The following is a 21,238-nucleotide window of genomic DNA, read 5'->3' on the forward strand; positions in this document are numbered from 1 at the left end:
GCCCTTCACTTCATTGATTTTTGATTAATTACGATATACGAGCTTTTACAAAAAGGAATCCAGGTTTTCCAGATGGCTCCTAGTTCACTAATCAAAACTTTTCGGTTGTAAAGAGCCTCATTGCAGTTAATTGTGTATGGTAAAGAGTCAACTAAATAAATGAATTTTTCATCATATCCTACGGCTGGAACAAAGTGTAGATACCTCTTATTTGGAAACACTCTAACGAATAAGATCACCGGGATCCCTTGAGTTATTTGCTTCTTCAGTGTATCTATATTCCCAGAAAGATAAGTGCTATCCAATCCTAGTTTCTTGAAAAATACGATTATACCCTTTGCGTTTATAGTTCCATCTAATAATTTTCGAGGATATTTTTTATATAACTCATTACCATCAGCTTCTTTTCCGAAATGTCTCAAAATAAATGCACTTGAAAAAGCTGCACACTCATAATTTTTCTGAATATCTTTCCTGTTCATCGTTTGTATAAAATATGATTTTGGAAGGTCTCTCGTTTCTATTAAATCTTTTTTCGGAAATTTATAGTAATACGAAATAATAACGATAGTAATAATTACAAAGATCAAGGTATTAATAATTACCTTTACCTCCTTCTATATGTCTCCTTCTACAGTGCGGCTATTGTATTAATTTCTGGATCAAAATATGTAAGTTTTTTATTTTCCATGAAACAATCTCTCCTATATCGAGGTATGTAGTTAAACCGTCACATACTTCTATTTGCTTGAATCTAGTCTTTCACTTCAATTGCAAAAGCATAACTTGAGCTCCCTTCATTGAACTTCTTATCCTCAGAAAGCCAACTAGCTGATAAAGCATAATAATATATCCCCGGTTCACTCGGAGTTTCAAATTGATTGCTTGTAATTAGTCCATCATCGGTTTCATCCTTATTGTCTATATAAAGATATAACTCATTTGGCTGCTTGCCGTCGATCTGTATAGTGATAACTGTATTAGGTTTAACGATATTCTTCATTTCATCTTTTAGCATTTCTTCAGGATTGACATAATCAACGCAGCCAAGCTTCCCCCAGCAATAGGTACTCTGATGTGTAGTAATGGACTTACCGCCTGCTGTTAATTTGGGTGTTGGTGGATGGTTGCCTAACTTTGGATTGGATGGGTCTTCCCTTTCTCCGCAAGCGCTTAACATAAATAACATCAAGCACATAACAAGCAATAACTTTCTACTCACATCATCACTCCCCTTATAAAAGATAACGTAATGTGATCGATATAAGTTTCCTTATTATGTGAATACAAAATTCCATTGCAGATTCGATTCGTCCACATTTATACCTAACTATAAAAAAGAGCCACGCTACGCCATTAGATCATCAACGTAGTGTCGCTCAGTGTATAGTTAAAATATTCTAATATAAGGTGAAATACGACGATAGCAACCTTGATTTTGAATGCTGCTTGCGTACAAGTTCCATCGTTTCTTTCCACATGGTTTTGACCTCAGTATAATCAGCCGCTATGAGTTGTTCTTCACTAATATTGTCTTTAACGATTTTCAAAATATCCTCTAGCTCAGCACACGTCTGCTTCCAAACCCTAAAATCTTTCTCTGTGTTCAGTATATCTTTTAAGTTCATGCTTAAGTATCTAAAAAATCCAGAAATCTCACTTACAGAGTCAACTGCATTACTTTCAATCGTGAGATTCCAATGATTAGCTGCAATAGCGGAAGCTTCAGTTGCTATTGTTAGATCGGTTATAATTCCCTGCATCTTTCCTTCGAATCCATCCTGATCTAGACTATTATTCTTTAATCTTTCATTGATTAAATATACTTCGTCATAAGACTGTATCCCGTAACCATAAATTCTATTTACTAAGCTTTCATAAGTGTTCGTTTCTGTCTGCTTCATCTCTTTATATTTCATATAGGTCACGATATTGGCTATGAGCAGAATAATAATTACCAGCACAGTTATTAATTTATATTTCTTTGACAAAGAAACTCACCTTCCAGTAGTTCACAAGCTGACAAAAGAAAATCTGTAACGAAAAAGAATTTTAATTTTTAGCCTGAGACAATGATGTATGTAATGACCTGATTCATTATACAACACAGTCCCCTTCTTATGTGTAAAAATTGCACAGCCTGCCAGATCTTTATGGAATTACCTTAACTCTATAAATTCCCCATGACTTCTATCGGGCTTGAACATTTTCTAAACCCGCTTTTAATATGTGTATTAAACCAAGTTGCATGATATGGTATTAACCCTGCCCTAGCAGCTCCCTCAAGTTCCGATGAACCACCATCTCCAACAAAAATGGATTCTGACGGTTTAACCAATAAGCGTTCGCATGCTAATTCGTAAATTCTTTGATCTGGTTTCGCTAATCCAACCTCAAATGAGAAAATCGCATCATCAAAATAAGGAGTTAAAGCACTACCATTCCAATACCTCACTTCTTCTTCCGTGCAATTGCTAATTAATCCAATTTTAATCCCCTTACTTTTTATGTAAGTTAATAGATCAGTAATTTCGGAATGAATATTTCTAAAAGGTATACATTTCTCCTTAATTCGCTCTTGATGTAAGAAATCTATCGCTTCGATATCATCTTTAAGCCCTCTACTACTTAAAATGTCCCTTAGCACTGATGGATAATCAGAAAAGACCCCCGCCATTCGCCGTTCTCTTCGAATCCGCCATTCTTTCTTAAAATCTTCATTTGAAAGCCCAAGTATATTCATGTAGTCATAGTTTCGTTTGGAAATACGAATATTCTCAGAGAACTCAGTCACAAGAGTTTCAAATAAGTCAAAAAACACGGCCTTAATCGTCAAGTTGATCAACTCCTCCTGTATTCCTCCATTGTTTTCATAATGGTTTCCATCTTTTCTTCTAGTCTTCTTAATGAAGCCTTTGTTTCCAAGTGGTGTTTAATGATTCTGTTAACAAATAAAAACAAGCTAACAAAGAAAAGAATGATGAGTGCAAATACTATGACCTGAGCAGTTGCTGCTGTCCAAGAAAAATTCATTATTAAACCCTCCCTTCAGTATTTCATTTCTTTCTCAAGAGCAATGCTTGATAATTCAATTTCATTCCATCTAAATGTATTGTCCTGAATTCTTGAAGCTCAAATACTTGGCTTACCTTTTCTGTCATGGTTTCCTCATCATAAAATGAAAAAAATCGCTTAGGGTCACAAGAATCCTCTTCCCATATTCCTTCACTGTTGTACCCACCATAAACTCCTAAGTAAAAAGTTCCTCCGGGTTTCATTACACGTCTTATTTCTTTCAGAACTTCGATAAACTCTTTCTTGGGTACATGTAATAAAGTATTCATAGCCCATACATTATTAAAACTATGATCTTCAAATGTTAAATTGTAAAAATCCATTTCGTATGCCTTAAGTCCTTTTTGAAGACAGTTCTCTATCATTGTGGAACTTAAATCAATAGAAGTAACGTCCAGTCCCATTTCTTTCATATACAAGCTATGTTGACCTGTCCCTGCCCCGAGATCTAAAATTCTTGTCTGTTCACCTTTTTCTACAAATGATACAAAATAATCTATCTCCTTCATCTTCCATGGTTCAATGCTTAAAAGATTCCTTAGTTTTGCGTTCTCGTTATAACTGTTTTTCAGACTTTCTTTAAATTGCAAATCCAAATAAAATCATCCTCATCTAAAATTTATTCACGAATCACAACGCAAGCCGACCTTAGATAGTCGTATCTTAGGTCGGCTCGCAATTTGTCTCTGTCAGTAGCATGTTTCACTCTACTAATCTATAAAGTTTTAATAGTTCTTACAAAATACAAAACGATCCCAAGCATTCCAAACGTGAAGATGATCAGCTCGGTATCCTCGCAGCCACAACACATCGTTTATTCGTCTAAGATAAAAGCCTTTCGGAAAATCATCGTCTTCCGTTAGAATTTCCGATGCAATTGTAATGGAGCCAGAAGGAGCTTGTTGTCCCTGTAAGGAACTCCAACCATAATCTTCAGGCTGATCCAGATATGTCAGTCTTAAGTGAGGTCCTAGCTCATGCGGGCACAGTTCCAAACCAAGCTCGTTTGCTCTTTTGAAAATCTGAACTATAGTAGCTCCATCTGGGAAGCCAAGGTTACTAACGGTTAGCTCAACGGTCTGCAGGCTATATTTTGTATCCGAAGTTATAAATCTATCATCAGTCAGTAGCCGCTCTCCATACTCATTCATTAAGATAGAGAATTGTTGCAGTTTCTGGATAAGCTGTGATTTCGTAAGCCCGCCAATCTCTACTGTTCTTGTAACTACTGGGCATTCAGGGTATATTCCCTCATTATCGATATGCATTTATTGTCACTCCTAGTTGAGCTCTGCCTTGAGGAGAGCAAAGGGCAAATGCCATTTAATTACTAGTTCCTTATGTAGTCATTTAGCTTCTTGATATCATCTGTTATAAATTCGATATCCTGCGTCTTTTCTATTATTAGGACATATAATGGTGTATTGGATACATGAATTCTATAATTAAGAATACCTGCCCCTGGAGTTGTTATAGTGTGACTTCTTATTAAATGATTAGGATCTTCTAGTCCCTCAACATGGATGCTGTTACTTTTTGAATGTTCATACACAATAAGCGAATATTTAGTTTTCTCAAAAGCATTACTAGCACTTAAAAAGATGGAAAAACAAATAAATAGACCAATACCTAAGTAGTATAAATATTTATTTATTGAATCTTTCATATGCCGCTCCGACTTCTTAAAGATATTTTCATATTAATCTTTTCATGTCAGTAATGATCTGTAGACCGTCACTTCCGTTAATTTCTTTCAAGTTGTTCTGCCAAACCGATCAAAATTCCTTCGGTTCCACGAATATAGCAGAGCCGGTACGAGTCTCCGTACTGTACCACTTCACCAACGAGCTCAGCACCATACTTAATGAGTCGGGATACCATCTCGTCAATATTTTGAACTGTAAACATGACGCGTAGATACCCAAGGGAGTTTACAGGAGCTGTCCGGTGATCTGATGTCGTAGGTGGGTTGATAAATCGAGATAGTTCTATTCGGCTGTGGCCATCTGGGGTTACCATCATAGCAATCTCTACGCACTGAGAACCTAGTCCGGTTACGCGACCAGCCCATTCTCCTTCAACCGTGGTTCGACCTTCGAGATTCAATCCAATCTCCTCAAAAAAAGAAATTGCATCATCAAGCGATTCTACAACAATACCCACATTGTCCATTCTTAGTAATCTATTCATTTCCATCGAATTTCCCCTTCGTGTAAAAAGTCCTTATAAACTGCCGCAACTTAGATACGCTGTTATCTACTGGATTCCACTTCTATGAAACACTAATATTTCTTTCACCTAACTTCTTAAATACCGAGTACTCCTTATCAGACTTAATAAAACTTAATATCCTTTCGGCGCATTCTGATGAATTCAACTCTTCAGTGTTTACTTCAAGGTCATATTCATTAAAGCGGTATACTTGGTCGAACTGGGAATTTGCTAGTCCGATCTGTCTGTCTCCTCTTGTTTGCTCTCTTCTTATAAGTTCCTCTTTCGAGCATAGTACACCTACAAATAAGGTGGGATGATCAGAGAGTACATCAAGATAACCATTAAACCACTTCTCATTGTCGATTACGGTATCTACAATTACATTCAAACCCATTTCTGAAAACAGTTTAATTGTCGAACAGTACAACGAGTTTATGGGATCAAAAATGATTTGTGCGACAACATGATCATCTACTTCTCTTGTAGGCTCCATATCTGGGAATTTACGATCAATAAATTCATTATAATTATGTAGAAAATCATCTATTGATAAATGATAAAACGGAATCTCCTTCTGATTGATCAGTTCCATAGAGATACTAGTCTTTCCTGAACTTGATGTGCCGTTTAAAAAAACTATCATTCCTCGCTTCAAACGAATCACCCTCACATATAATATTTGCGTATCCTCAGACAAAATATTGTATTAACGAATTTGAGAACCTCAATCCACAAGTTACTCTATTCTTTCCAGAGTCTAGTGACTCCTTCTAACACTAGGTCTCTAAATTTCATTTTATAGATGTCCGGTTTCTTTGTTTGATTCATGAAATCTAATCCGTAATTCGAATTAAAATAATTCATCATCAATGTCATTACATTCCCATGTGTTCCAATAGCAACTTTCTTTCCTTTGTGTTCTTGTAATATATTTTTCAACACGACTACTGATCTATTCTGGCACACCGTATTAGACTCTCCTCCTGGCAATGAATAAGCAGGGTCATCAAACATCTTCTTCATAGTAGGTATGAATTCTTCATTCATAATAATATAGTCTGAAAAGTGCCTTTCCCTAAGGTCCTCAAATATCTGAGTCTCTAATTCTAATTCTTTGGCCAACCCTTCCAATGTTAGAATTGCTCGAGCATAAGGACTTGATATAATAGTGTTTATTCCTTCATCTTTTAATATTTCTGTTATTTTTTCAGCATCCACCTTACCCTTTGCGGTAAGCCCCCGAGTTCTTTCATTTCCTTCTGTATATGGTGACTCGGCATGTCTAACCATATAAATAATCGTCTCCATCTAACCCTCCCTAAATTGATTTCTTTAATGCAGTTATTTTCAAAAATCGCTCCCTTTAAATCCAAATCCCACCAATATATTCGATGGATCTAGGTGTGGCATCAGCCATTATGTAGTTATAGAATGTTGTTAGACGACGTTAATGCCTTCTAAAAATACTTATATTAAGTCCTTTTTAAAATAATAGTGATTACATCCAAGTGGAGCATTCTCAATTATTGCAATTTCTTTATAACCATATTTCTTATAAAACTCAGGAGCTTGAAAGCTGAATGTATTCAATTTAATAAATGTACAATTTTTTGATCGTGCTATCTTTTCTGCTTCAGCTAATAGTTTTTTACCAATCCCGTTTTTTCGATTTTCTTCTTCAACCCATAAAAATTCAATCTCCATCCAATTCCAACAAACAGCGCTGTTAAGACCTGCAATTATATCTCCGTTATCGTTCTTCAAACATAGATTGACCTCTTCGTAGATGCCTCTTGGACCATGTACGGAATTATATGCAATAAGTTTATTTCTTACATAACCAGCTTCCTCATTTGTTCCAAAATGTATCTGGGAGTTATATGGCATATTAGTCCTCCTATTATTCTTTTGTTTGACTTCACTTTTACCTGCCGCAATAAATAGCTGCAATACGATAACTAATATCATCTCATGAACTTCTGTATCCTTTGTTTTATTCTAATAGATTTATTTAAATGCAAAAAAATATGCCTTGTTACTGGCATGAGTATTAATCCTCCAATACGTTTATTCCCCCAATATTCAAGTAACCAAGAAGCTTCATCTTTGACAGCATTTTGGTCTTTCAGCTTTTGTATTCTATCTGTTTGAATTTTTAAATTAAAATCACCAGGCTTCAGCAATGATACAATCTCACGTGTTTTACGTCCTACTTCAATCCGATATTCAAATAATGCTGAGATATCAATCTGATTGCTTAAATTAGCAACCTCACCATCAGTCATTTCGTTTCCAGAATGAGGATAACTAATTCTAAGTTTCTTATTCCAATCATCAGTACTAAAAACTTGTTTATCATTATTGACTAAGACATTCATGGTCATATCTTCAATTCTTGTAATATGCCATATGTGCCAAGCAATAGAGTTCTTGGTATCTGGGGCTACTACAGGATACTTGCGGAAAGTCTCTTCTAAACTATCTTTAACTAATACATCTTCAAGAGTAGTAGATACAGAATGACTCATTTCTGAGCAATGTAACAAACTATGTTGATGTAAAAACAAATCTATACTTTCCTTATGTTCTTTGGGTTTCATAATGATACTTGTTAGTTTTTTGTGATTTTCATTCCATAGTTTTCGTTGGTTTAAATCCACGTTAAACCTCCATGTATTCCGCAATGATTTCCTATAATGTATTCGTACTACTGAACGCTGAATGGCCTAAGGTACGAATTGGCCGTGTCCGTCAGACTTAGTCTCGCAGGGTTGTGAGCTGAATCTTCCTTCGTCACTGCTATCTCTTCTAGCGAACTAACGAACCAAGGGTCGTACGGACCGCAGCGGAAATACTATGTTATATGAAGTCCATATCTTCTTGTGTTAGCTTAGAAAATCGTCTTGTTGTTCTGTTATAAATTGCAATTGGAGTTCTAATAAATCTTCTTTATACTCGTAAAACTTATTATCCAAGTCATTCAATTTCTCGCTTTGTATGTCTTTGTGTTCATCCGCTTTCATCCCTGGTGGATTCGGCTCTTCAACGATTCTTATCGCCTCTTCCAATAAACTAACAGTATAACTTGCATCAATTTTTCTTAAAGAATCCAGAGTTTCGTACTTATATTCACCACTACTATTCAAAAAGAATTGATCAAATCCACCATTGTTAACTTCTCTCTCTAATCCTAACATACAAAATATCACTTTTTCACTTTTTGTAAGTCCATTAAATCCAGTTGCATAGTACTTTTTATGTATTTCGTCTCCTACTGCAAGCAATAGCTTTAATTCTCCCTTTGTTTTCAAGAATTCTTTAACGTATTTCTGCACTGAGAATACCTCCTTATCTTGAGAACCAAAAGCTGCAAGTTCCGTAAATACGTTGTTATCCGATAAACACCTCCTCTTCTGAGTGTTTTCATTATCTACTTATATGTCTTTTCTACATTATTTTTTTATTCAATTTGTTCTTTGATTCATCTTTTCAAATATGGTAATATGCTACAATTGGCTTGGATTGGTAATCCCTTCTTAGTCACTTACGATCAGACACCCACCTTCGGCGGTCAACCTTAGGGTGGTTTTTCACTTTCTCTTGTTGTTATTATTAATGTAAGTTAAATGTGCAAGAATGAATGGATCCAAATAAAATAGAAACGTAATCGTTAGAGAATCTTTCACTTCCATGGCTTCACCTTCTCTCGAAGGGAAACCATGGCTACCCAGGATTCAGTTGTAGTTATATTTTACCTTTATTTACATTTACGTACAAGCGTTCTTATTACGCCTTTGAACCTTTTATTATACTCTTATAATGCGCTGCTGCTCTGATGCCCATGTAACTCTTAGATATATCTTAGATTCATATAAAAGAAGGCCCACAAGTCACTATCGTGACCTGCAGGCCTTCTTTCTTCGAAAACTTTAAGCTTGGCGTTATCTATCTCTATACTTCTATACCAATTTCATATCTCTGATTCAAAGCTTCTTACACTTTATCAATCTATCTACTCTACTTTCTCTCTATCTGTTCACATCCAACAGCTTAACTACACTTACTATATCCACAGTTGCTGCAAGTTTTGCAACCCTCGATGTTAATCAGCGAAGCGCCACCACAGGATGGGCATAGATCGCGAGAAGCTGACGCATGATTAACAGGTACACCATTTCCCTGTCCAGCGCCTGCAGTGATCTGCTCTGCCGGAGCCATCGTTGCTGCGACTGGTGCTGGATCAAAGTCATCGGAGATGCCGCTTGCCACATGGGTTTCAAGTGCTTTTGCTACGGCGTCCGCAATGGATTCCACACGGTTTGCACCGAAGCCAATGGCTCCAGAGCCACCAATACCTTTAAGATGTTTAATCAGCAGTTCTACCTTATTACCATGATCTCCGTAACGGAGGAACAAGGAGCAGACACGGCCGAGGGCTTCTGCCATCGCGAACACATCAGAACCCGCTTTACCTACATTCAAGAAGATTTCGCCCGGTATGCCGTTCAGATCATTGATTGTGATATATGCCATGCCGAATGGTGTATTGATCTTGTACGTTGCTCCACGTAGTATTTGCGGACGGCTCTTGTACTGCTTATCTAGACCACTCTTGCCAGCAGCAGGTGGTGCACTTACCGCCGTACTTGCAGATGCAGTCGTAGTTTCTACAGTTTCCTTCACTTCGTTCTCAGGCGCAGAGGTTACAGTTTCGGTCTTATCTTCCTTCTTCTCCGTCTGGAGTACCTGCACATCACGGCTACCATCACGGTAGATGGTTACTCCTTTACATCCAAGATCGAAGGCCAGTTCATACAGACGTTTCGTATCTTCCACGGTGAAGTCGGAAGGGCAGTTTGCTGTCTTCGAGATCGAGCTGTCAACCCAGCGCTGAATCGCTGCTTGAGTGCGAATGTGATCCTCAGCAGATAGATCCATTGCCGTCACGAAGTAATCTGGAAGCTGTTCACCCGGATGGCTGTCTATCCAATCCTGTGCAATCGGAACGAACTGCTCATCGAAGCCAAGACGACTTTGACGGAAGTATTTGAATGCGAAGTAAGGCTCAATACCTGTTGACGTACCAACCATCGTACCCGTGCTGCCTGTTGGTGCTTGGGTAATGACAGTCACGTTACGCGCACCCTTGGTGCGGACCGCTTCTTCAACTTCTGGGAACGCCTCGGACATATTTTTCATAAATCCGCTTTGCAGATAAAGATCCGCATCGAACGCCAGGAAGGAGCCCTTCTCTTCCGCAATATCCGCAGAAGCTAAGTAAGCCTCACGAGCGATGAATCCATACAACTTTTCTAGGAACTCCAACGATTCTGGACTACCATAACGGATTTTCAGCTTGATCATCAGCTCGGCAAGACCCATGGTGCCAAGACCTACACGACGTTCCTTCTTCTGGTTCGCTTCATTTTCCGGGAAATGATATGGAGTTGTATCAATCACGTTATCTAGGAATCGAACGGAGTAACGGGTTGTAATCGCTAGTTCTTCCCAGTCCACATCATCATTCTCTTCATCATAGAATTTAGACAGGTTCATTGCTGACAGGTTACATACACCCCATCCTGGCAAGCCCTGTTCACCACAAGGGTTCGTACAGATGATCGGATTGAAATACCAGCTGTTGGACATCTGATTGTAGTATTCCATGAATACGACACCCGGCTCCGCTGATTTCCAAGCAGACTCCATAATCGTTGTCCAGATTTCGCGAGCTTTCATGGTTTTGTAGGTAATGACTTTACGACCCGCTTGCTTCCACTTGTCGAGATCCCCATCCCATTCCTCATCATAAGCTGGTTCAGACGTATCCGGGAATACCAGATCCCAATCTAGATCTTCCTTCACAGCTTTCATGAAGTCGTTACTAACACATACAGATAAGTTCGCGTTTGTTACCTGACCCATCTGCTGTTTCACAGTGATGAAATCCATGATATCTGGATGCCAATCGTTCATCATCAGCATGAGTGCACCACGGCGGCTGCCACCTTGCTCAATGAGTCCTGTCGTATAGCTGAACAATCCACCCCAGGATACGGCACCACTAGAAGATCCATTAACACCTTTTACAATCGCACGGCGCGGACGAAGGGAGGACAAGTTAATACCTACGCCACCGCCACGAGCCATGATTTCAGTCATTTCAGACAACGTCTGCATAATGCCACCGCGGCTATCCTTCGGTGAAGGAATGACATAGCAGTTAAACAGTGTCAGTTCATCGCTTGCTCCTGCGCCAGCCGCAATCCGGCCCCCAGGAACAAGCTTCCAATCGTCCAAAATATGACGGAATTTAGCCTTCCATTCTTCCTGCAATTCGGGTGTTGCTTCTGCCGATGCCATCGCAGCTGCCAAGCGGTCCCACATTTCCTCAGGTGTCTTCTCAATTGTCAGCGTTAACTTTTCGACATCCGTCTCCACCAATTCACCTTTGCGGGTCTTCACGGTAACAAGTCGGCCATCACGCTTCACAATTTCTCCAACTTCCTTGGTTGGGAACTTCGGATCATCTTTTGTCAGAACCAGAACCACATCGCCAACCTTCGCGTTATGGGAATTCGCGTCCTTCCACGCATACCGGTCCAAAAAGATCTTCTCACTTAAACCTTCAAGCCGCTGATTTTGCATCGTACTCAAGGCAACTACCTCCTATATTAACTATAAATTCTTATTCATCCATACGTAAGCCGATATCTTCACGGTCTACTAAAATATAACCTTTATGTATACCGGCCAAACGTTAATTCCAACGAACACACACCATATATTGTGTCCGATATTCATAATAACACACTACATATGGTGAAACTATGCCGAAGATGTGAATTTTGAGGCTTGTAAGCCCATTAATATCAATCAACCTTCTTTTTTCTTATTCTCTCTCCTTTTTTCAAAAATCATCTTTGAAAAAACTTGAAAATATACAATCGCAGCATACATAAGGGCTGCCGAAAGCCATTTTAGTCCCCTTCATGAAATGAAAGGTTATGAAGTCTCCTTTTTTTGTCCATACTACACATACATCATGTGCCTTGAACCCTATAACAACTAGGAGGAGATTATGTGAATTACCAACCACCCGTCATTCCGGGATCTGTCCATGATTCGCGACTCCCTGTGCCTCTTCATATCGACCGTTCTTGGCTTGAAGACTTAGAGAACCGTCTGGAAAAAGGCGGACCATGGGGAGACTACCGCCTATCACGACTGGCCGTACAAGGAGAAGAATCTCGTCTTGTTACAAGCTTCGAAGAACTGCAATGTTTGAAATATATCGGAAATCTTTCTCCGCTACCCCATCAGACAGATACGGCACGAAAAGTGTTGTTTGAAATGTCCGGCAGAGCCATTCTCGCCGATGAAGTAGGTCTTGGTAAGACGATCGAGGCAGGTCTTATTCTGAAAGAATATATCGTTCGAGGGCTCGTCTCCAAAGTGTTGATCCTTGTACCCGCTTCTCTTGTATTGCAGTGGGTTCGTGAACTCAACTCGAAATTTGGTATCCCTGCCATCGCACAGAAAAAAGCCTACTCTTGGGGCAATGATATTGTCGTTGCGTCCATGGATACGGCTAAGCGGGACCCTCATCAAGAAATCCTATTAAATGAAGAATACGACATGCTCATTATTGACGAGGCTCATAAATTAAAGAACAAAAAAACGTCCAATTATCAATTCATTCAGAAGCTGCGTAAAAAATACTGCCTCCTCCTGACCGCGACGCCCGTGCAGAATGATCTCAGCGAGCTCTTTAATCTCATAACGCTCTTGAAGCCTGGGCAACTTGGACGTCAGGGAGACTTCTCAGCCAATTTCGTTGTAGACAAACGAAAAGCCAAGAACCAAGACCAGCTCAAGGATGAGCTATCTAAGGTTATGATCCGTAATCGCCGTGGCGAAGGACCTGTAAAATTCACCAAACGTACTGTACGTAACGTAGGCCTCGAGCTATCGCCCGAAGAAAAGTCATTATACGATGGTGTCACTTCCTTCGTCAAAGATCAGTATCAGGCAGCTGGGGGAAATTTAAGCAGTATGCTTTCACTAGTTACCCTGCAGCGCGAGGTGTGCAGTAGCCGAGATGCGGTCTTCGTTACGCTCGTTAACTTATCCAAAAAAATGCCTGAGGATTCTCCGCTCCGTGATAAGGTGTGGGAGCTTGTCCACTTAATTAAAGCAATCAAAGCCAATACTAAGGCCGAGAAAGCCATAGAACTCATCAAACAGATGAATGAGAAGGTCATTGTATTTACAGAATACCGGGCTACTCAAGAATATCTACTCAATTATTTTCGCGATCATGGCCTCATTTCCGTTCCATATCGAGGCGGCATGAACCGTGGCAAAAAAGACTGGATGATGGACCTATTCCGCGGCAAGGCTCAGGTTATGATCGCCACTGAAGCAGGTGGTGAAGGCATAAACCTGCAATTCTGTCACCAAATGATCAATTTCGATCTACCTTGGAATCCCATGCGAGTTGAGCAGCGAATCGGGCGAGTACACCGTTTAGGTCAGACGAACGATGTCCAGATTTTCAACCTGTCTACATCCGGTACGATTGAAGAACATATTCTGAATCTTTTGCACGAGAAGATCAATATGTTCGAGATGGTCATTGGCGGTCTGGATGTCATACTAGAACGGTTCGAGAAGAAGGAATCCATTGAGAAAAGCTTGTACAAGATCATGCTTGAATCTGAAAGCGATGACGAAATTCGAAATCGACTCAGCTCCTTAGGAGACTCACTTCATCATATTAAACAAGACTTAGAGCATGAATCATCCGCTGAAGAAGAAACCTTACGAGAGGAAGAAGCCTAATATGACCATGACGCCGCAGGAGGTGCAACAGCACTTCATGGCCTATTTGGAAGCCACCGAATGCACCGTCATTGAAAAATCGCCTGAGCATGTGACCGTTAAGCTGTCTCCCCAAGCCGATAAAATGCTGACCAATCGCCCGTATTACTGGGGATTTGTCGAACGAACCGGAGCACCAGCCGAAACGTTGTCGTTCAGCTTCGTATTCGATCCTCCTAAATATGATGAGAGGTTGCTCAAACAGACGGAACTCAGTCCAACGAAACCACAAGCAGGTGCACAAGATCCTCTTCTCTCCCGCTATTACGGCAGCGCCCCTATTCTACCTGTCATTGGTCCGGGGCGAATTCAGCGTGAAGATATACTTTACGGTAGCCGTAGGCTTGCTCAAATCTGGGATGCCTCCCGCGAGGAAGGCAATTACATGTTTATGTTCGAGCAGCCCGCTGATCCGCAGCGTCCCAAAGCTCGCTCTGCTCCGTATGAGCAGTGGCTTGGGATCTGTTTCAAGGCTGAGTTTAGCTGTGATTTGAAGCGAGAAGAGCTCCATTTTCTCGGAATATCCCTGTCACGTAAGACGATTGTAGAGAACTTCCCTGCACATCTGGACGGTCGGAATTTAACACCTAGACTTCCTGAGAATGTTCATGTGAGGCCAGCTGCAGTAACATTATCACAAGCCGCATCGATGCTCGAAGATCACCTGATTAATAAGCTCAGTAAACTTGATTATTCCTGGGCTGAGCAAGCGAAGGTTCGTCTTGCCGAAGAGCTGGCCATTGTGGACAGCTACTATCAAGATCTGTTAAACGAGCCAGATGAAGAGAAGAAGTCGGCTATTCAGCAGCAATATCAATCCAGGCGTTCCGAAATGGAGTGGCAATATTCTCCTAAAGTGAGCTTGTCCGCCATAACCTGCGGTATGTATCATCTCTGTTCGTCCAGTAACGGGGTCTCTTGAGCTTCATCAACAAAACAAGGCAAAAAAAGACCCCTTTTACAGGTCTTGACCGTGACAGCTTGTAACACTCTTTTTAAAGCTTGTCCTATAAGATAAATCTAACTTATGTGATTCCATTCGGTTGATTCTCGGAAAGGCGGTTGAACGTTGAAGGAACTTTCCTATCCAATCTTTATTCATGTCATTCGCATTACGATGTCCGTCATTTTGCTCACAACAGCATTCGTACCCGCCTCTTCTATATCTCACGCTGCCAATTCACCAACTACATCCGTGAAGCAACGGACATACACCAACGCTCCGAATAAGCTTGAAGTATTTGCAGAACAGACGATCGAAGATCTAGCAGAACATTTGCCTTTCAAAAGCTGGCAAGAAGCAAATCTGGACTACACCCCACTTGGACCAGGTACCCACAGCTGGCTTGTGACGATAGAAGACAACAGCAAGCCGCTTGGTTATTTAATTATTACCTCAGATGACATGGGGGGATATGTATTAAGTGAATATGGTATCGGATCGGAACTTCCCTACAGCCTTGCTCCATTAGAAGAAACATTGGTCAGGGTAGGATTACTTAAAGTAAATCCGAAAAAGCTATCCTCTACTCCTCCTTCCCTCCCGAAGGGAAGTAAAGTTGAAGCGTTGTACAGTCCGATCTCACCTTACTTCAAGGTTACTCTTAAAGGTAAGGCACCGACCTATGTTCACGCTGTGACATTTGATATAATGGATGACCCTTATATAGATAAGGTACCAACATCACTTACACCGAAGAATGGTACTGATCTTCTAAAAAGTTCATCCGAAGCCTGGCTACCTTCCTCTGTCATACGTACAGACGGCGAGTCTGATCCTTATCAGAATTTAAAATGGTTAACCACCCCTGCACTTTCCATCAAGAATGGGGATGATATCATTGACCTTCTCTCACCTGGGAATCGCAAGTCACTTGTTTTTACGGTTAAAGATCACAATGCTGCCTTCGGTGCCCCATTCAATCTGACCGGGTGGCAAAGCTGGTCTACAGGCAATCTTAGACACCAAGCGATCTACGTCACCGTTCCACAGCGAAATACAGACCTCATTCGGTTTGTTCCTGTTGTGAACTTGATCAGTACTGGCAAATTCCAAGAAGAAGTAAGTGAAATGAAATAACGCATACTCTTCATAACCATCCGCCCTTATCTAACTTTATCGCACACTAAAGGACGTACTCCTATTCTCAGGTGTACGTCCTTCATGTTTTCACTTTTAGTTGATCATCCATTTTCACCATAGATTCTCCAGCTTAACTCCTCCGTTTTTTATTCCCTTTTTTGGTCACGACTTCTTCCTTCCAGAGTGAAACTGAGAACGGAATCATACCGAACCAGCGAACAGACCATGGCTCCTTTGGCCGTTGTACTTGCTTTCGCTCTTCCTTGGGCGTGTCCATATAAGTTACTACACGCTCTGTAATATATTTTATAAGATCATTGCTACTCGCCATTATTACTCCTCCTTAGATCTTGGTTAGCGTCTACCTTATCAGGATGCACCGATTCGCCAATAATTAGACACCAGCATGATTTCAAGTTTATTGCACATCATAAAGGTTGAGGAAATAAGCTGTGCAATCGACAATTCACTTATTAACGAAAGAGGGCCGCATCAATGATCAAAAGAATCTCTATGGCAGTACTTCTGATCTACTCCTTCGCTCTCTTGGTGCCTAAGGCCTCGATTTACGCAGAGCAACAAGCGGCGGCCTCCACACCTAGTACCGTCATTCATACGAAACATCACGATCGACCGCGTCATGATCCTGCTGTCAGGTCCGAAGATAGCCTTTATCATGAACTGGTTAACCCTGAAACCACGCAGCACCACCCCTTCCCTCATGATGTCGTTCTAATTGATGTCGGACATGGAGGCATAGATGGGGGAACCTCATATGGCGATTTACTCGAAAAAGATATTAATCTCGCCATTTCACGCGAACTTTTTAAGCTACTCCGAAGCGAAGGATATCATGCCGTATTGAACCGAGATGCTGACTATGCCTTAAGTGATGATAACCGCTGGCACACCAGTCGATCTCGCCATCGCAAGGATTTAATTCAGCGGAAACAACTCAGCAGCGAGATCCCTACGAAGCTTGTCGTCAGTATTCACGTCAATTGGGGTAAGAACAAATCCAAGCATGGTGGTGTTGTCCTTCATCAAGCAGAGGGAAGGAGCGCCATGCTCGCAGAATCGATACAACGTCAGCTGAATCTGATGCATAAGAACAGCCATCAAACTTCGGTTGGCAAACCTTTTTACTTGTTGAATCGTATTGAAGTTCCGGCCGTTATTGTGGAGACCGGATTTATCAGTAATGCGGAGGACCGTGGGATGCTCACAAGTAAGGACGGACAGAAAAAAATTGCAAATGCCATAGCCAGCGGGATCGCCGAATACTTAACGGCCCTTTAACAGGGTCGTTTTTATTCATGGATCATAATACAAAAAGGGCGTGTTCACTCCAATCGAGTAAGCCGCCCTTTTCCTGTCTAAATCTAAAACAATGGTAGAGGATTCGGAGTCCAGCCAGATCTCTCCTGTACCAATTCTTGAATCCCTACGAACTGCACCTTCTTTTGAAGCTCAGGGATCGATCCCAAAATGCCAGTCGCTGTCCGTTCACCAAATACCCCAACATGCCCTATAGTAATGCAAGACTTATGTGTCTGTGCGTGCTTCGCTGCACTGTTCAGCTGTTTCGTAACATGCTGGACGGTGTGCACATCATCCAAAAAAATGTCATTCCCGATATTCGGCAGCCCTTTCTCAGCAGCCACCCGGCCAGCAACAGAATGATAATTTGTTTTGCTATCTATAAAGAACAGGCCGTGCTCCTTGCACACATCAAGTACAATGGACATAATCCGCTCATCGCCCGTGATTTTGGAACCCATATGATTATTTACACCTACCGCATGAGGAACCTGAGCTATAGCCTCTTCCATGCGTTTACGAACTTCTTCATCCGTCATTTCATTTGTAATGGCACCAGGCCCGAGCCAGTCTGCTTTGCCTTGTTTTGGTTCCATTGGCATATGGATAATCACATCATGCCCCATCTTATGAGCTTGTTCAGCGTCACTTTTACTCGTCGGTAAGAATGGCATGACTGCAACTGTGATTTTGATCGGCAGACTCAGCATCTGATCCGTTCCCTTTTGCCCATTACCAAAATCATCAATAATAATGGCCAACTTAGGCTTATCCACCTCATTAGCCTCCACTTCTTGAGGAAATACACTAGTCAACGACAGCATCAATATTGCAGTACATACCACGGTTAAGTATTTCTTCACATTTCGCATGGAATTCTCCCTTCACGATAGATCCTGTTCTATAGTGTTTGAGAAAGCGGCAACAAATATGTAGTTAAGCATACGAAAAGAAGACGTCTCCCAAAGGGAAACGTCTTCTTCATAATGCGGTCGAGAGGACTCGAACCTCCACGGGGGTTAGCCCACACGGACCTGAACCGTGCGCGTCTGCCAATTCCGCCACGACCGCGTATTGTTGATCACTGCATCAAGTACTCATTGCAGCGACAAGATATATCATATCACGCTAAATAAATGGAGTCAACATTTTTTTAGCTCTTGATTAAAGAATCGAAATTAGGTTAAAATAAGAACGTAAGTTCGTATAATATATTTAACTTCTAAATAAAGGCGGTGAGCATGTATGGCAATGACGGGAATCACTTCAGAAGAACGCGCCCTAATCAAAAGCTATTTGCTCCTCATATTCATTCATAAAGTCTTTGAACGAGACTGCCGAATCATTCAGGAAAGCGGTGTGTTTAAGACTCCACAGCTATACGTAGAGATTGTAGGTAATGGTGCCAAGAGAGCAGCTATTTTACTCCGTGAAGTGAAACAAGAGTTTATGAAGCGCACGATCAAAGTATACAACATTCAGCGAGGAGTAAATGGAATTGAGGCTCGTTATGCCTGTCGTGGATATGTGGGAAGTATGGAACTATTATGGCCTTCCTTCCGCGAGGAAATGATGTGCCGCATGCGTGCTTATCTTGGGCTGACACCCATAAATACGGAAGCTACCTCGCCCTCAACTCCAGAGCATTTGCATCTTAGCTTAAGTCAGTGATTTACCTTAACACTCTTATATACGAAGAATAACCAAACAACCGTCTCCTCACCAGCTTACAGCCGGTAACCAGAGACGGTTGATATGTTTGGCTTGTTCTGCATCTATTGTAAGTTAGGCTGAACACGCATTATTCCTTGGGCTAATGCATGCCCAGCACTGGCGGCTGAAGCAACAGCTACAGCTTCCATAATCTGAGCATCAGTAGCACCTTTCGATCGCGCTTCTTCCATATGATAATATGTGCACAATTCATTATTGGCGAATAAACCAATACCGAGCGCGATAAGCTGCTTCGTCATTTCATCGAGTTCTCCACCTTGAAAGCAGACACCTGTAAACTGATGATACGCTTCTGCCATTTGGGGCATTGCTTCTTTGAGATGCAATATCTCATTTTTGTACGAACTAATTTTATCACTTGATAAATCCATCGTGCAGGACACCTCACTCATTAGTCTGGTTTCCCGATTAAGGTGTCCTGCCTGATCTAGATCTATGCCTCTGTCTTCTTATGCCAATGGGCTTGTCCGTGGTTCTTCATACAGCTGGTAGCTGTATCTACGATCAAGCTTCACAACACGACGGTTACGTCTACGGATAATGACATGCTCCGGATCCCAAGCAACAACGATACCTGTCACGTCATTGCTTTCCAGATCATCCCGAACCACACGGACGCGATCCCCCGATAAACGCAGTTCATTCAACCGTTCATCACTTATCATGATTACATGCTCCTTTCGTACAATGTCGTTATTGTCAGGCGAGGTGTTAATATACGAAACGACAATTTCGCTAAAACGATTGTTCCCCAATTTCAAAAAGAGACCTAAATAGAATCATTTAGGTCTCTTGAGTGTGATATGGTTTAACATGAACACTCTGACAAAATGTTACTCTTTTGTTTAACGACTAGCGCTGTGCAGGCTCGATGCTATCATTCTTCTCAAACCAGAAATCAAGTACAGTTGACGACATGACTCGTTTTTCAACATATTCCACCTGCTGCGTTGTGAATTGTTCTCTCCAATCATAAGAGAGCTCCTCACACAATCCAGCGATCGTTAGTAGTTCAGACCAAGCAACATAGCGCTTATACCAGAAGAACTGAGGATGTTCAATCATATAGGGATAAAGATCATCAAACTCCGTATGCTTACAATCCAAAGCACGTTCAAAATGTACCTTCGCACCATTTAATTTTTCAATCAAAAACGGCTCGGTTACCGGTTCTTTCCCCATTGTGTTGCCTCCTCTCTCTTTCCTACCCTTTCATTATAAGACAAAAAAACGGGTCCGAAAAGAAGTTGTTAAGATTTTAGGCTTGGTTACATAAAAAAAGAGAATTAAGAATACATTCCTACCAGCTAGTCCCCAAATGTGATCTTTCCGTCTTCTAGAGAAGTGATCTGAACAAGCGATTCCACTTCAATTCCCTGTTCGCGAAGCGTTCTTGCACCTGCTTGAAAGCTCTTTTCGATGACAACACCAAGCCCTACTAGTTCTGCACCTGCACGCTCAATAATTTTGATCAATCCACGAGCTGCATCACCATTTGCAATAATATCATCAATAAACAACACCTTATCGGTCTCTCCGATAAATTGGCGGGACATCATGATATCGGTGACGATGCCTTTCGTGAATGAAGGAACCCGTTCACACAAAGCATCTGGATCGGCCAGCAGTGTTTTTTTGCGCCGTGCAAACACCATAGGCACCCCTAGCTCTAGCGCCACGGCAAAAGCAACGGAAATACCGGAAGACTCTAATGTGACGACTCTAGTGATACCCTTGTCCTTGAAACGAGCAGCAAATTCCTTGCCCATCTCCATCATTAATGCAGGATCCACCTGATGCGTCAGCAGTGCGTCGAGTTTAACAACCTGCTCCGATACGACCACGGCTTCTTCTATAATCTGCTTCTTTAACCAATCCATTATATATGACCTCCCACGACAATCCTTTGTCGTAAAAGTACCATATTAG

At 41.1% G+C, this 21,238-nt stretch carries 25 protein-coding genes and 1 tRNA gene; 5 read left to right on the top strand and 21 right to left on the bottom strand.

Annotation, left to right across the window (positions count from 1 at the left end; all coding sequences use genetic code 11):
* Positions 1-5: 5 nt before the first annotated feature.
* The 14 genes from ACK8P5_RS17860 to ACK8P5_RS17925 form a co-directional block, all read right to left on the bottom strand.
* On the bottom strand, positions 6-482 hold the full coding sequence (locus tag ACK8P5_RS17860) for a cysteine peptidase family C39 domain-containing protein (RefSeq protein WP_422657610.1): 477 nt from the start codon (positions 480-482) through the stop codon (positions 6-8).
* Between the two features lie 272 nt (positions 483-754).
* Positions 755-1,222, bottom strand: a complete 468-nt coding sequence (locus tag ACK8P5_RS17865; RefSeq protein ID WP_422657611.1) for a hypothetical protein — start codon at positions 1,220-1,222, stop codon at positions 755-757.
* Positions 1,223-1,400: 178 nt separating this feature from the next.
* Positions 1,401-1,964, bottom strand: coding sequence for a hypothetical protein (locus ACK8P5_RS17870; protein WP_422657612.1), 564 nt, complete (start codon positions 1,962-1,964; stop codon positions 1,401-1,403).
* A gap of 206 nt (positions 1,965-2,170) precedes the next feature.
* Positions 2,171-2,836, bottom strand: coding sequence for an HAD family hydrolase (locus tag ACK8P5_RS17875; RefSeq protein ID WP_422657613.1), 666 nt, complete (start codon positions 2,834-2,836; stop codon positions 2,171-2,173).
* Positions 2,837-2,841: 5 nt separating this feature from the next.
* Positions 2,842-3,033 (bottom strand): hypothetical protein, encoded by a 192-nt coding sequence (locus ACK8P5_RS17880; protein WP_422657614.1) that lies wholly within the window; start codon positions 3,031-3,033, stop codon positions 2,842-2,844.
* Positions 3,034-3,056: 23 nt separating this feature from the next.
* The gene (locus ACK8P5_RS17885) at positions 3,057-3,671 is read right to left on the bottom strand and encodes a class I SAM-dependent methyltransferase (RefSeq protein WP_422657615.1); all 615 of its coding nucleotides are present in this window, start codon (positions 3,669-3,671) and stop codon (positions 3,057-3,059) included.
* A 129-nt stretch (positions 3,672-3,800) separates the two neighbouring features.
* Complete coding sequence (locus ACK8P5_RS17890; protein WP_422657616.1) at positions 3,801-4,343, bottom strand: helicase; 543 nt, start codon at positions 4,341-4,343, stop codon at positions 3,801-3,803.
* Between the two features lie 475 nt (positions 4,344-4,818).
* Positions 4,819-5,271 (bottom strand): VOC family protein, encoded by a 453-nt coding sequence (locus ACK8P5_RS17895; protein WP_422657617.1) that lies wholly within the window; start codon positions 5,269-5,271, stop codon positions 4,819-4,821.
* A gap of 76 nt (positions 5,272-5,347) precedes the next feature.
* Entirely contained in the window at positions 5,348-5,944 is a 597-nt protein-coding gene (locus ACK8P5_RS17900) for a chloramphenicol phosphotransferase CPT family protein (RefSeq protein WP_422661507.1), read from the bottom strand.
* Between the two features lie 86 nt (positions 5,945-6,030).
* Positions 6,031-6,597, bottom strand: a complete 567-nt coding sequence (locus ACK8P5_RS17905; RefSeq protein WP_422657618.1) for a histidine phosphatase family protein — start codon at positions 6,595-6,597, stop codon at positions 6,031-6,033.
* Positions 6,598-6,756: 159 nt separating this feature from the next.
* Entirely contained in the window at positions 6,757-7,176 is a 420-nt protein-coding gene (locus ACK8P5_RS17910) for a GNAT family N-acetyltransferase (RefSeq protein ID WP_422657619.1), read from the bottom strand.
* A gap of 77 nt (positions 7,177-7,253) precedes the next feature.
* Complete coding sequence (locus tag ACK8P5_RS17915) at positions 7,254-7,949, bottom strand: DinB family protein (RefSeq protein WP_422657620.1); 696 nt, start codon at positions 7,947-7,949, stop codon at positions 7,254-7,256.
* 225 nt (positions 7,950-8,174) lie between these two features.
* The gene (locus ACK8P5_RS17920) at positions 8,175-8,624 is read right to left on the bottom strand and encodes a DMP19 family protein (protein ID WP_422657621.1); all 450 of its coding nucleotides are present in this window, start codon (positions 8,622-8,624) and stop codon (positions 8,175-8,177) included.
* 715 nt (positions 8,625-9,339) lie between these two features.
* Positions 9,340-11,937 (bottom strand): adenosylcobalamin-dependent ribonucleoside-diphosphate reductase, encoded by a 2,598-nt coding sequence (locus ACK8P5_RS17925; protein WP_422661508.1) that lies wholly within the window; start codon positions 11,935-11,937, stop codon positions 9,340-9,342.
* Between the two features lie 435 nt (positions 11,938-12,372).
* Here ACK8P5_RS17925 and ACK8P5_RS17930 point away from each other — a divergent pair, with 435 nt between their 5' ends.
* The 3 genes from ACK8P5_RS17930 (at position 12,373) to ACK8P5_RS17940 (ending at position 16,252) form a co-directional block, all read left to right on the top strand.
* Entirely contained in the window at positions 12,373-14,133 is a 1,761-nt protein-coding gene (locus tag ACK8P5_RS17930) for a DEAD/DEAH box helicase (RefSeq protein WP_422657622.1), read from the top strand.
* Position 14,134: 1 nt separating this feature from the next.
* Positions 14,135-15,094, top strand: a complete 960-nt coding sequence (locus tag ACK8P5_RS17935; protein WP_422657623.1) for a YqhG family protein — start codon at positions 14,135-14,137, stop codon at positions 15,092-15,094.
* A 147-nt stretch (positions 15,095-15,241) separates the two neighbouring features.
* Positions 15,242-16,252 (top strand): hypothetical protein, encoded by a 1,011-nt coding sequence (locus ACK8P5_RS17940; RefSeq protein WP_422657624.1) that lies wholly within the window; start codon positions 15,242-15,244, stop codon positions 16,250-16,252.
* Between the two features lie 133 nt (positions 16,253-16,385).
* Here the strand turns inward: ACK8P5_RS17940 and ACK8P5_RS17945 are convergent, their stop codons facing one another.
* Positions 16,386-16,586: a YqzE family protein gene (locus ACK8P5_RS17945; RefSeq protein WP_422657625.1), complete on the bottom strand. Its 201-nt coding sequence runs from the start codon at positions 16,584-16,586 to the stop codon at positions 16,386-16,388.
* Positions 16,587-16,750: 164 nt separating this feature from the next.
* Between ACK8P5_RS17945 and ACK8P5_RS17950 the strand changes: the two genes are divergently transcribed.
* The gene (locus ACK8P5_RS17950) at positions 16,751-17,554 is read left to right on the top strand and encodes an N-acetylmuramoyl-L-alanine amidase (protein WP_422657626.1); all 804 of its coding nucleotides are present in this window, start codon (positions 16,751-16,753) and stop codon (positions 17,552-17,554) included.
* Between the two features lie 83 nt (positions 17,555-17,637).
* Here ACK8P5_RS17950 and ACK8P5_RS17955 read toward each other — a convergent pair whose 3' ends face one another.
* Positions 17,638-18,399 carry a divergent polysaccharide deacetylase family protein gene (locus ACK8P5_RS17955; RefSeq protein WP_422661509.1) on the bottom strand — a complete coding sequence of 254 codons (762 nt, stop codon included), beginning with the start codon at positions 18,397-18,399 and terminating at the stop codon, positions 17,638-17,640.
* 163 nt (positions 18,400-18,562) lie between these two features.
* A tRNA-Leu gene (locus tag ACK8P5_RS17960) sits at positions 18,563-18,646 on the bottom strand.
* Between the two features lie 174 nt (positions 18,647-18,820).
* Here ACK8P5_RS17960 and ACK8P5_RS17965 point away from each other — a divergent pair.
* On the top strand, positions 18,821-19,246 hold the full coding sequence (locus ACK8P5_RS17965) for a hypothetical protein (protein WP_422657627.1): 426 nt from the start codon (positions 18,821-18,823) through the stop codon (positions 19,244-19,246).
* A 104-nt stretch (positions 19,247-19,350) separates the two neighbouring features.
* Here ACK8P5_RS17965 and ACK8P5_RS17970 read toward each other — a convergent pair whose 3' ends face one another.
* The 4 genes from ACK8P5_RS17970 to ACK8P5_RS17985 form a co-directional block, all read right to left on the bottom strand.
* Positions 19,351-19,680, bottom strand: coding sequence for a carboxymuconolactone decarboxylase family protein (locus ACK8P5_RS17970; protein WP_422661510.1), 330 nt, complete (start codon positions 19,678-19,680; stop codon positions 19,351-19,353).
* Between the two features lie 78 nt (positions 19,681-19,758).
* A complete protein-coding gene (locus ACK8P5_RS17975; RefSeq protein ID WP_422657628.1) occupies positions 19,759-19,974 on the bottom strand; it encodes a hypothetical protein in 216 nt (71 codons plus the stop codon).
* A 187-nt stretch (positions 19,975-20,161) separates the two neighbouring features.
* Positions 20,162-20,491 (bottom strand): hypothetical protein, encoded by a 330-nt coding sequence (locus tag ACK8P5_RS17980; protein WP_422657629.1) that lies wholly within the window; start codon positions 20,489-20,491, stop codon positions 20,162-20,164.
* A 125-nt stretch (positions 20,492-20,616) separates the two neighbouring features.
* A complete protein-coding gene (locus ACK8P5_RS17985) occupies positions 20,617-21,189 on the bottom strand; it encodes a xanthine phosphoribosyltransferase (protein ID WP_422657630.1) in 573 nt (190 codons plus the stop codon).
* Positions 21,190-21,238 lie beyond the last annotated feature (49 nt).

It is taken from the genome of Paenibacillus sp. EC2-1 (genome assembly GCF_049311625.1).
In the GTDB taxonomy this organism is placed as follows: Bacteria; Bacillota; Bacilli; order Paenibacillales; family Paenibacillaceae; genus Paenibacillus_AQ.

Bases quoted from the DNA above. Each gene is read 5' to 3' on its own strand.
- ACK8P5_RS17970 (WP_422661510.1), bottom strand. From the start codon at position 19,680: ATGGATTTATCAAGTGATAAAATTAGTTCGTACAAAAATGAGATATTG.
- ACK8P5_RS17980 (WP_422657629.1), bottom strand. From the start codon at position 20,491: ATGGGGAAAGAACCGGTAACCGAGCCGTTTTTGATTGAAAAATTAAAT.
- ACK8P5_RS17880 (WP_422657614.1), bottom strand. From the start codon at position 3,033: ATGAATTTTTCTTGGACAGCAGCAACTGCTCAGGTCATAGTATTTGCA.
- ACK8P5_RS17905 (WP_422657618.1), bottom strand. From the start codon at position 6,597: ATGGAGACGATTATTTATATGGTTAGACATGCCGAGTCACCATATACA.
- ACK8P5_RS17985 (WP_422657630.1), bottom strand. From the start codon at position 21,189: ATGGATTGGTTAAAGAAGCAGATTATAGAAGAAGCCGTGGTCGTATCG.
- ACK8P5_RS17860 (WP_422657610.1), bottom strand. From the start codon at position 482: ATGAACAGGAAAGATATTCAGAAAAATTATGAGTGTGCAGCTTTTTCA.
- ACK8P5_RS17975 (WP_422657628.1), bottom strand. From the start codon at position 19,974: ATGATAAGTGATGAACGGTTGAATGAACTGCGTTTATCGGGGGATCGC.
- ACK8P5_RS17965 (WP_422657627.1), top strand. From the start codon at position 18,821: ATGGCAATGACGGGAATCACTTCAGAAGAACGCGCCCTAATCAAAAGC.
- ACK8P5_RS17890 (WP_422657616.1), bottom strand. From the start codon at position 4,343: ATGCATATCGATAATGAGGGAATATACCCTGAATGCCCAGTAGTTACA.
- ACK8P5_RS17955 (WP_422661509.1), bottom strand. From the start codon at position 18,399: ATGCTGTCGTTGACTAGTGTATTTCCTCAAGAAGTGGAGGCTAATGAG.
- ACK8P5_RS17910 (WP_422657619.1), bottom strand. From the start codon at position 7,176: ATGCCATATAACTCCCAGATACATTTTGGAACAAATGAGGAAGCTGGT.
- ACK8P5_RS17925 (WP_422661508.1), bottom strand. From the start codon at position 11,937: ATGCAAAATCAGCGGCTTGAAGGTTTAAGTGAGAAGATCTTTTTGGAC.
- ACK8P5_RS17935 (WP_422657623.1), top strand. From the start codon at position 14,135: ATGACCATGACGCCGCAGGAGGTGCAACAGCACTTCATGGCCTATTTG.
- ACK8P5_RS17895 (WP_422657617.1), bottom strand. From the start codon at position 5,271: ATGGAAATGAATAGATTACTAAGAATGGACAATGTGGGTATTGTTGTA.
- ACK8P5_RS17950 (WP_422657626.1), top strand. From the start codon at position 16,751: ATGATCAAAAGAATCTCTATGGCAGTACTTCTGATCTACTCCTTCGCT.
- ACK8P5_RS17945 (WP_422657625.1), bottom strand. From the start codon at position 16,586: ATGGCGAGTAGCAATGATCTTATAAAATATATTACAGAGCGTGTAGTA.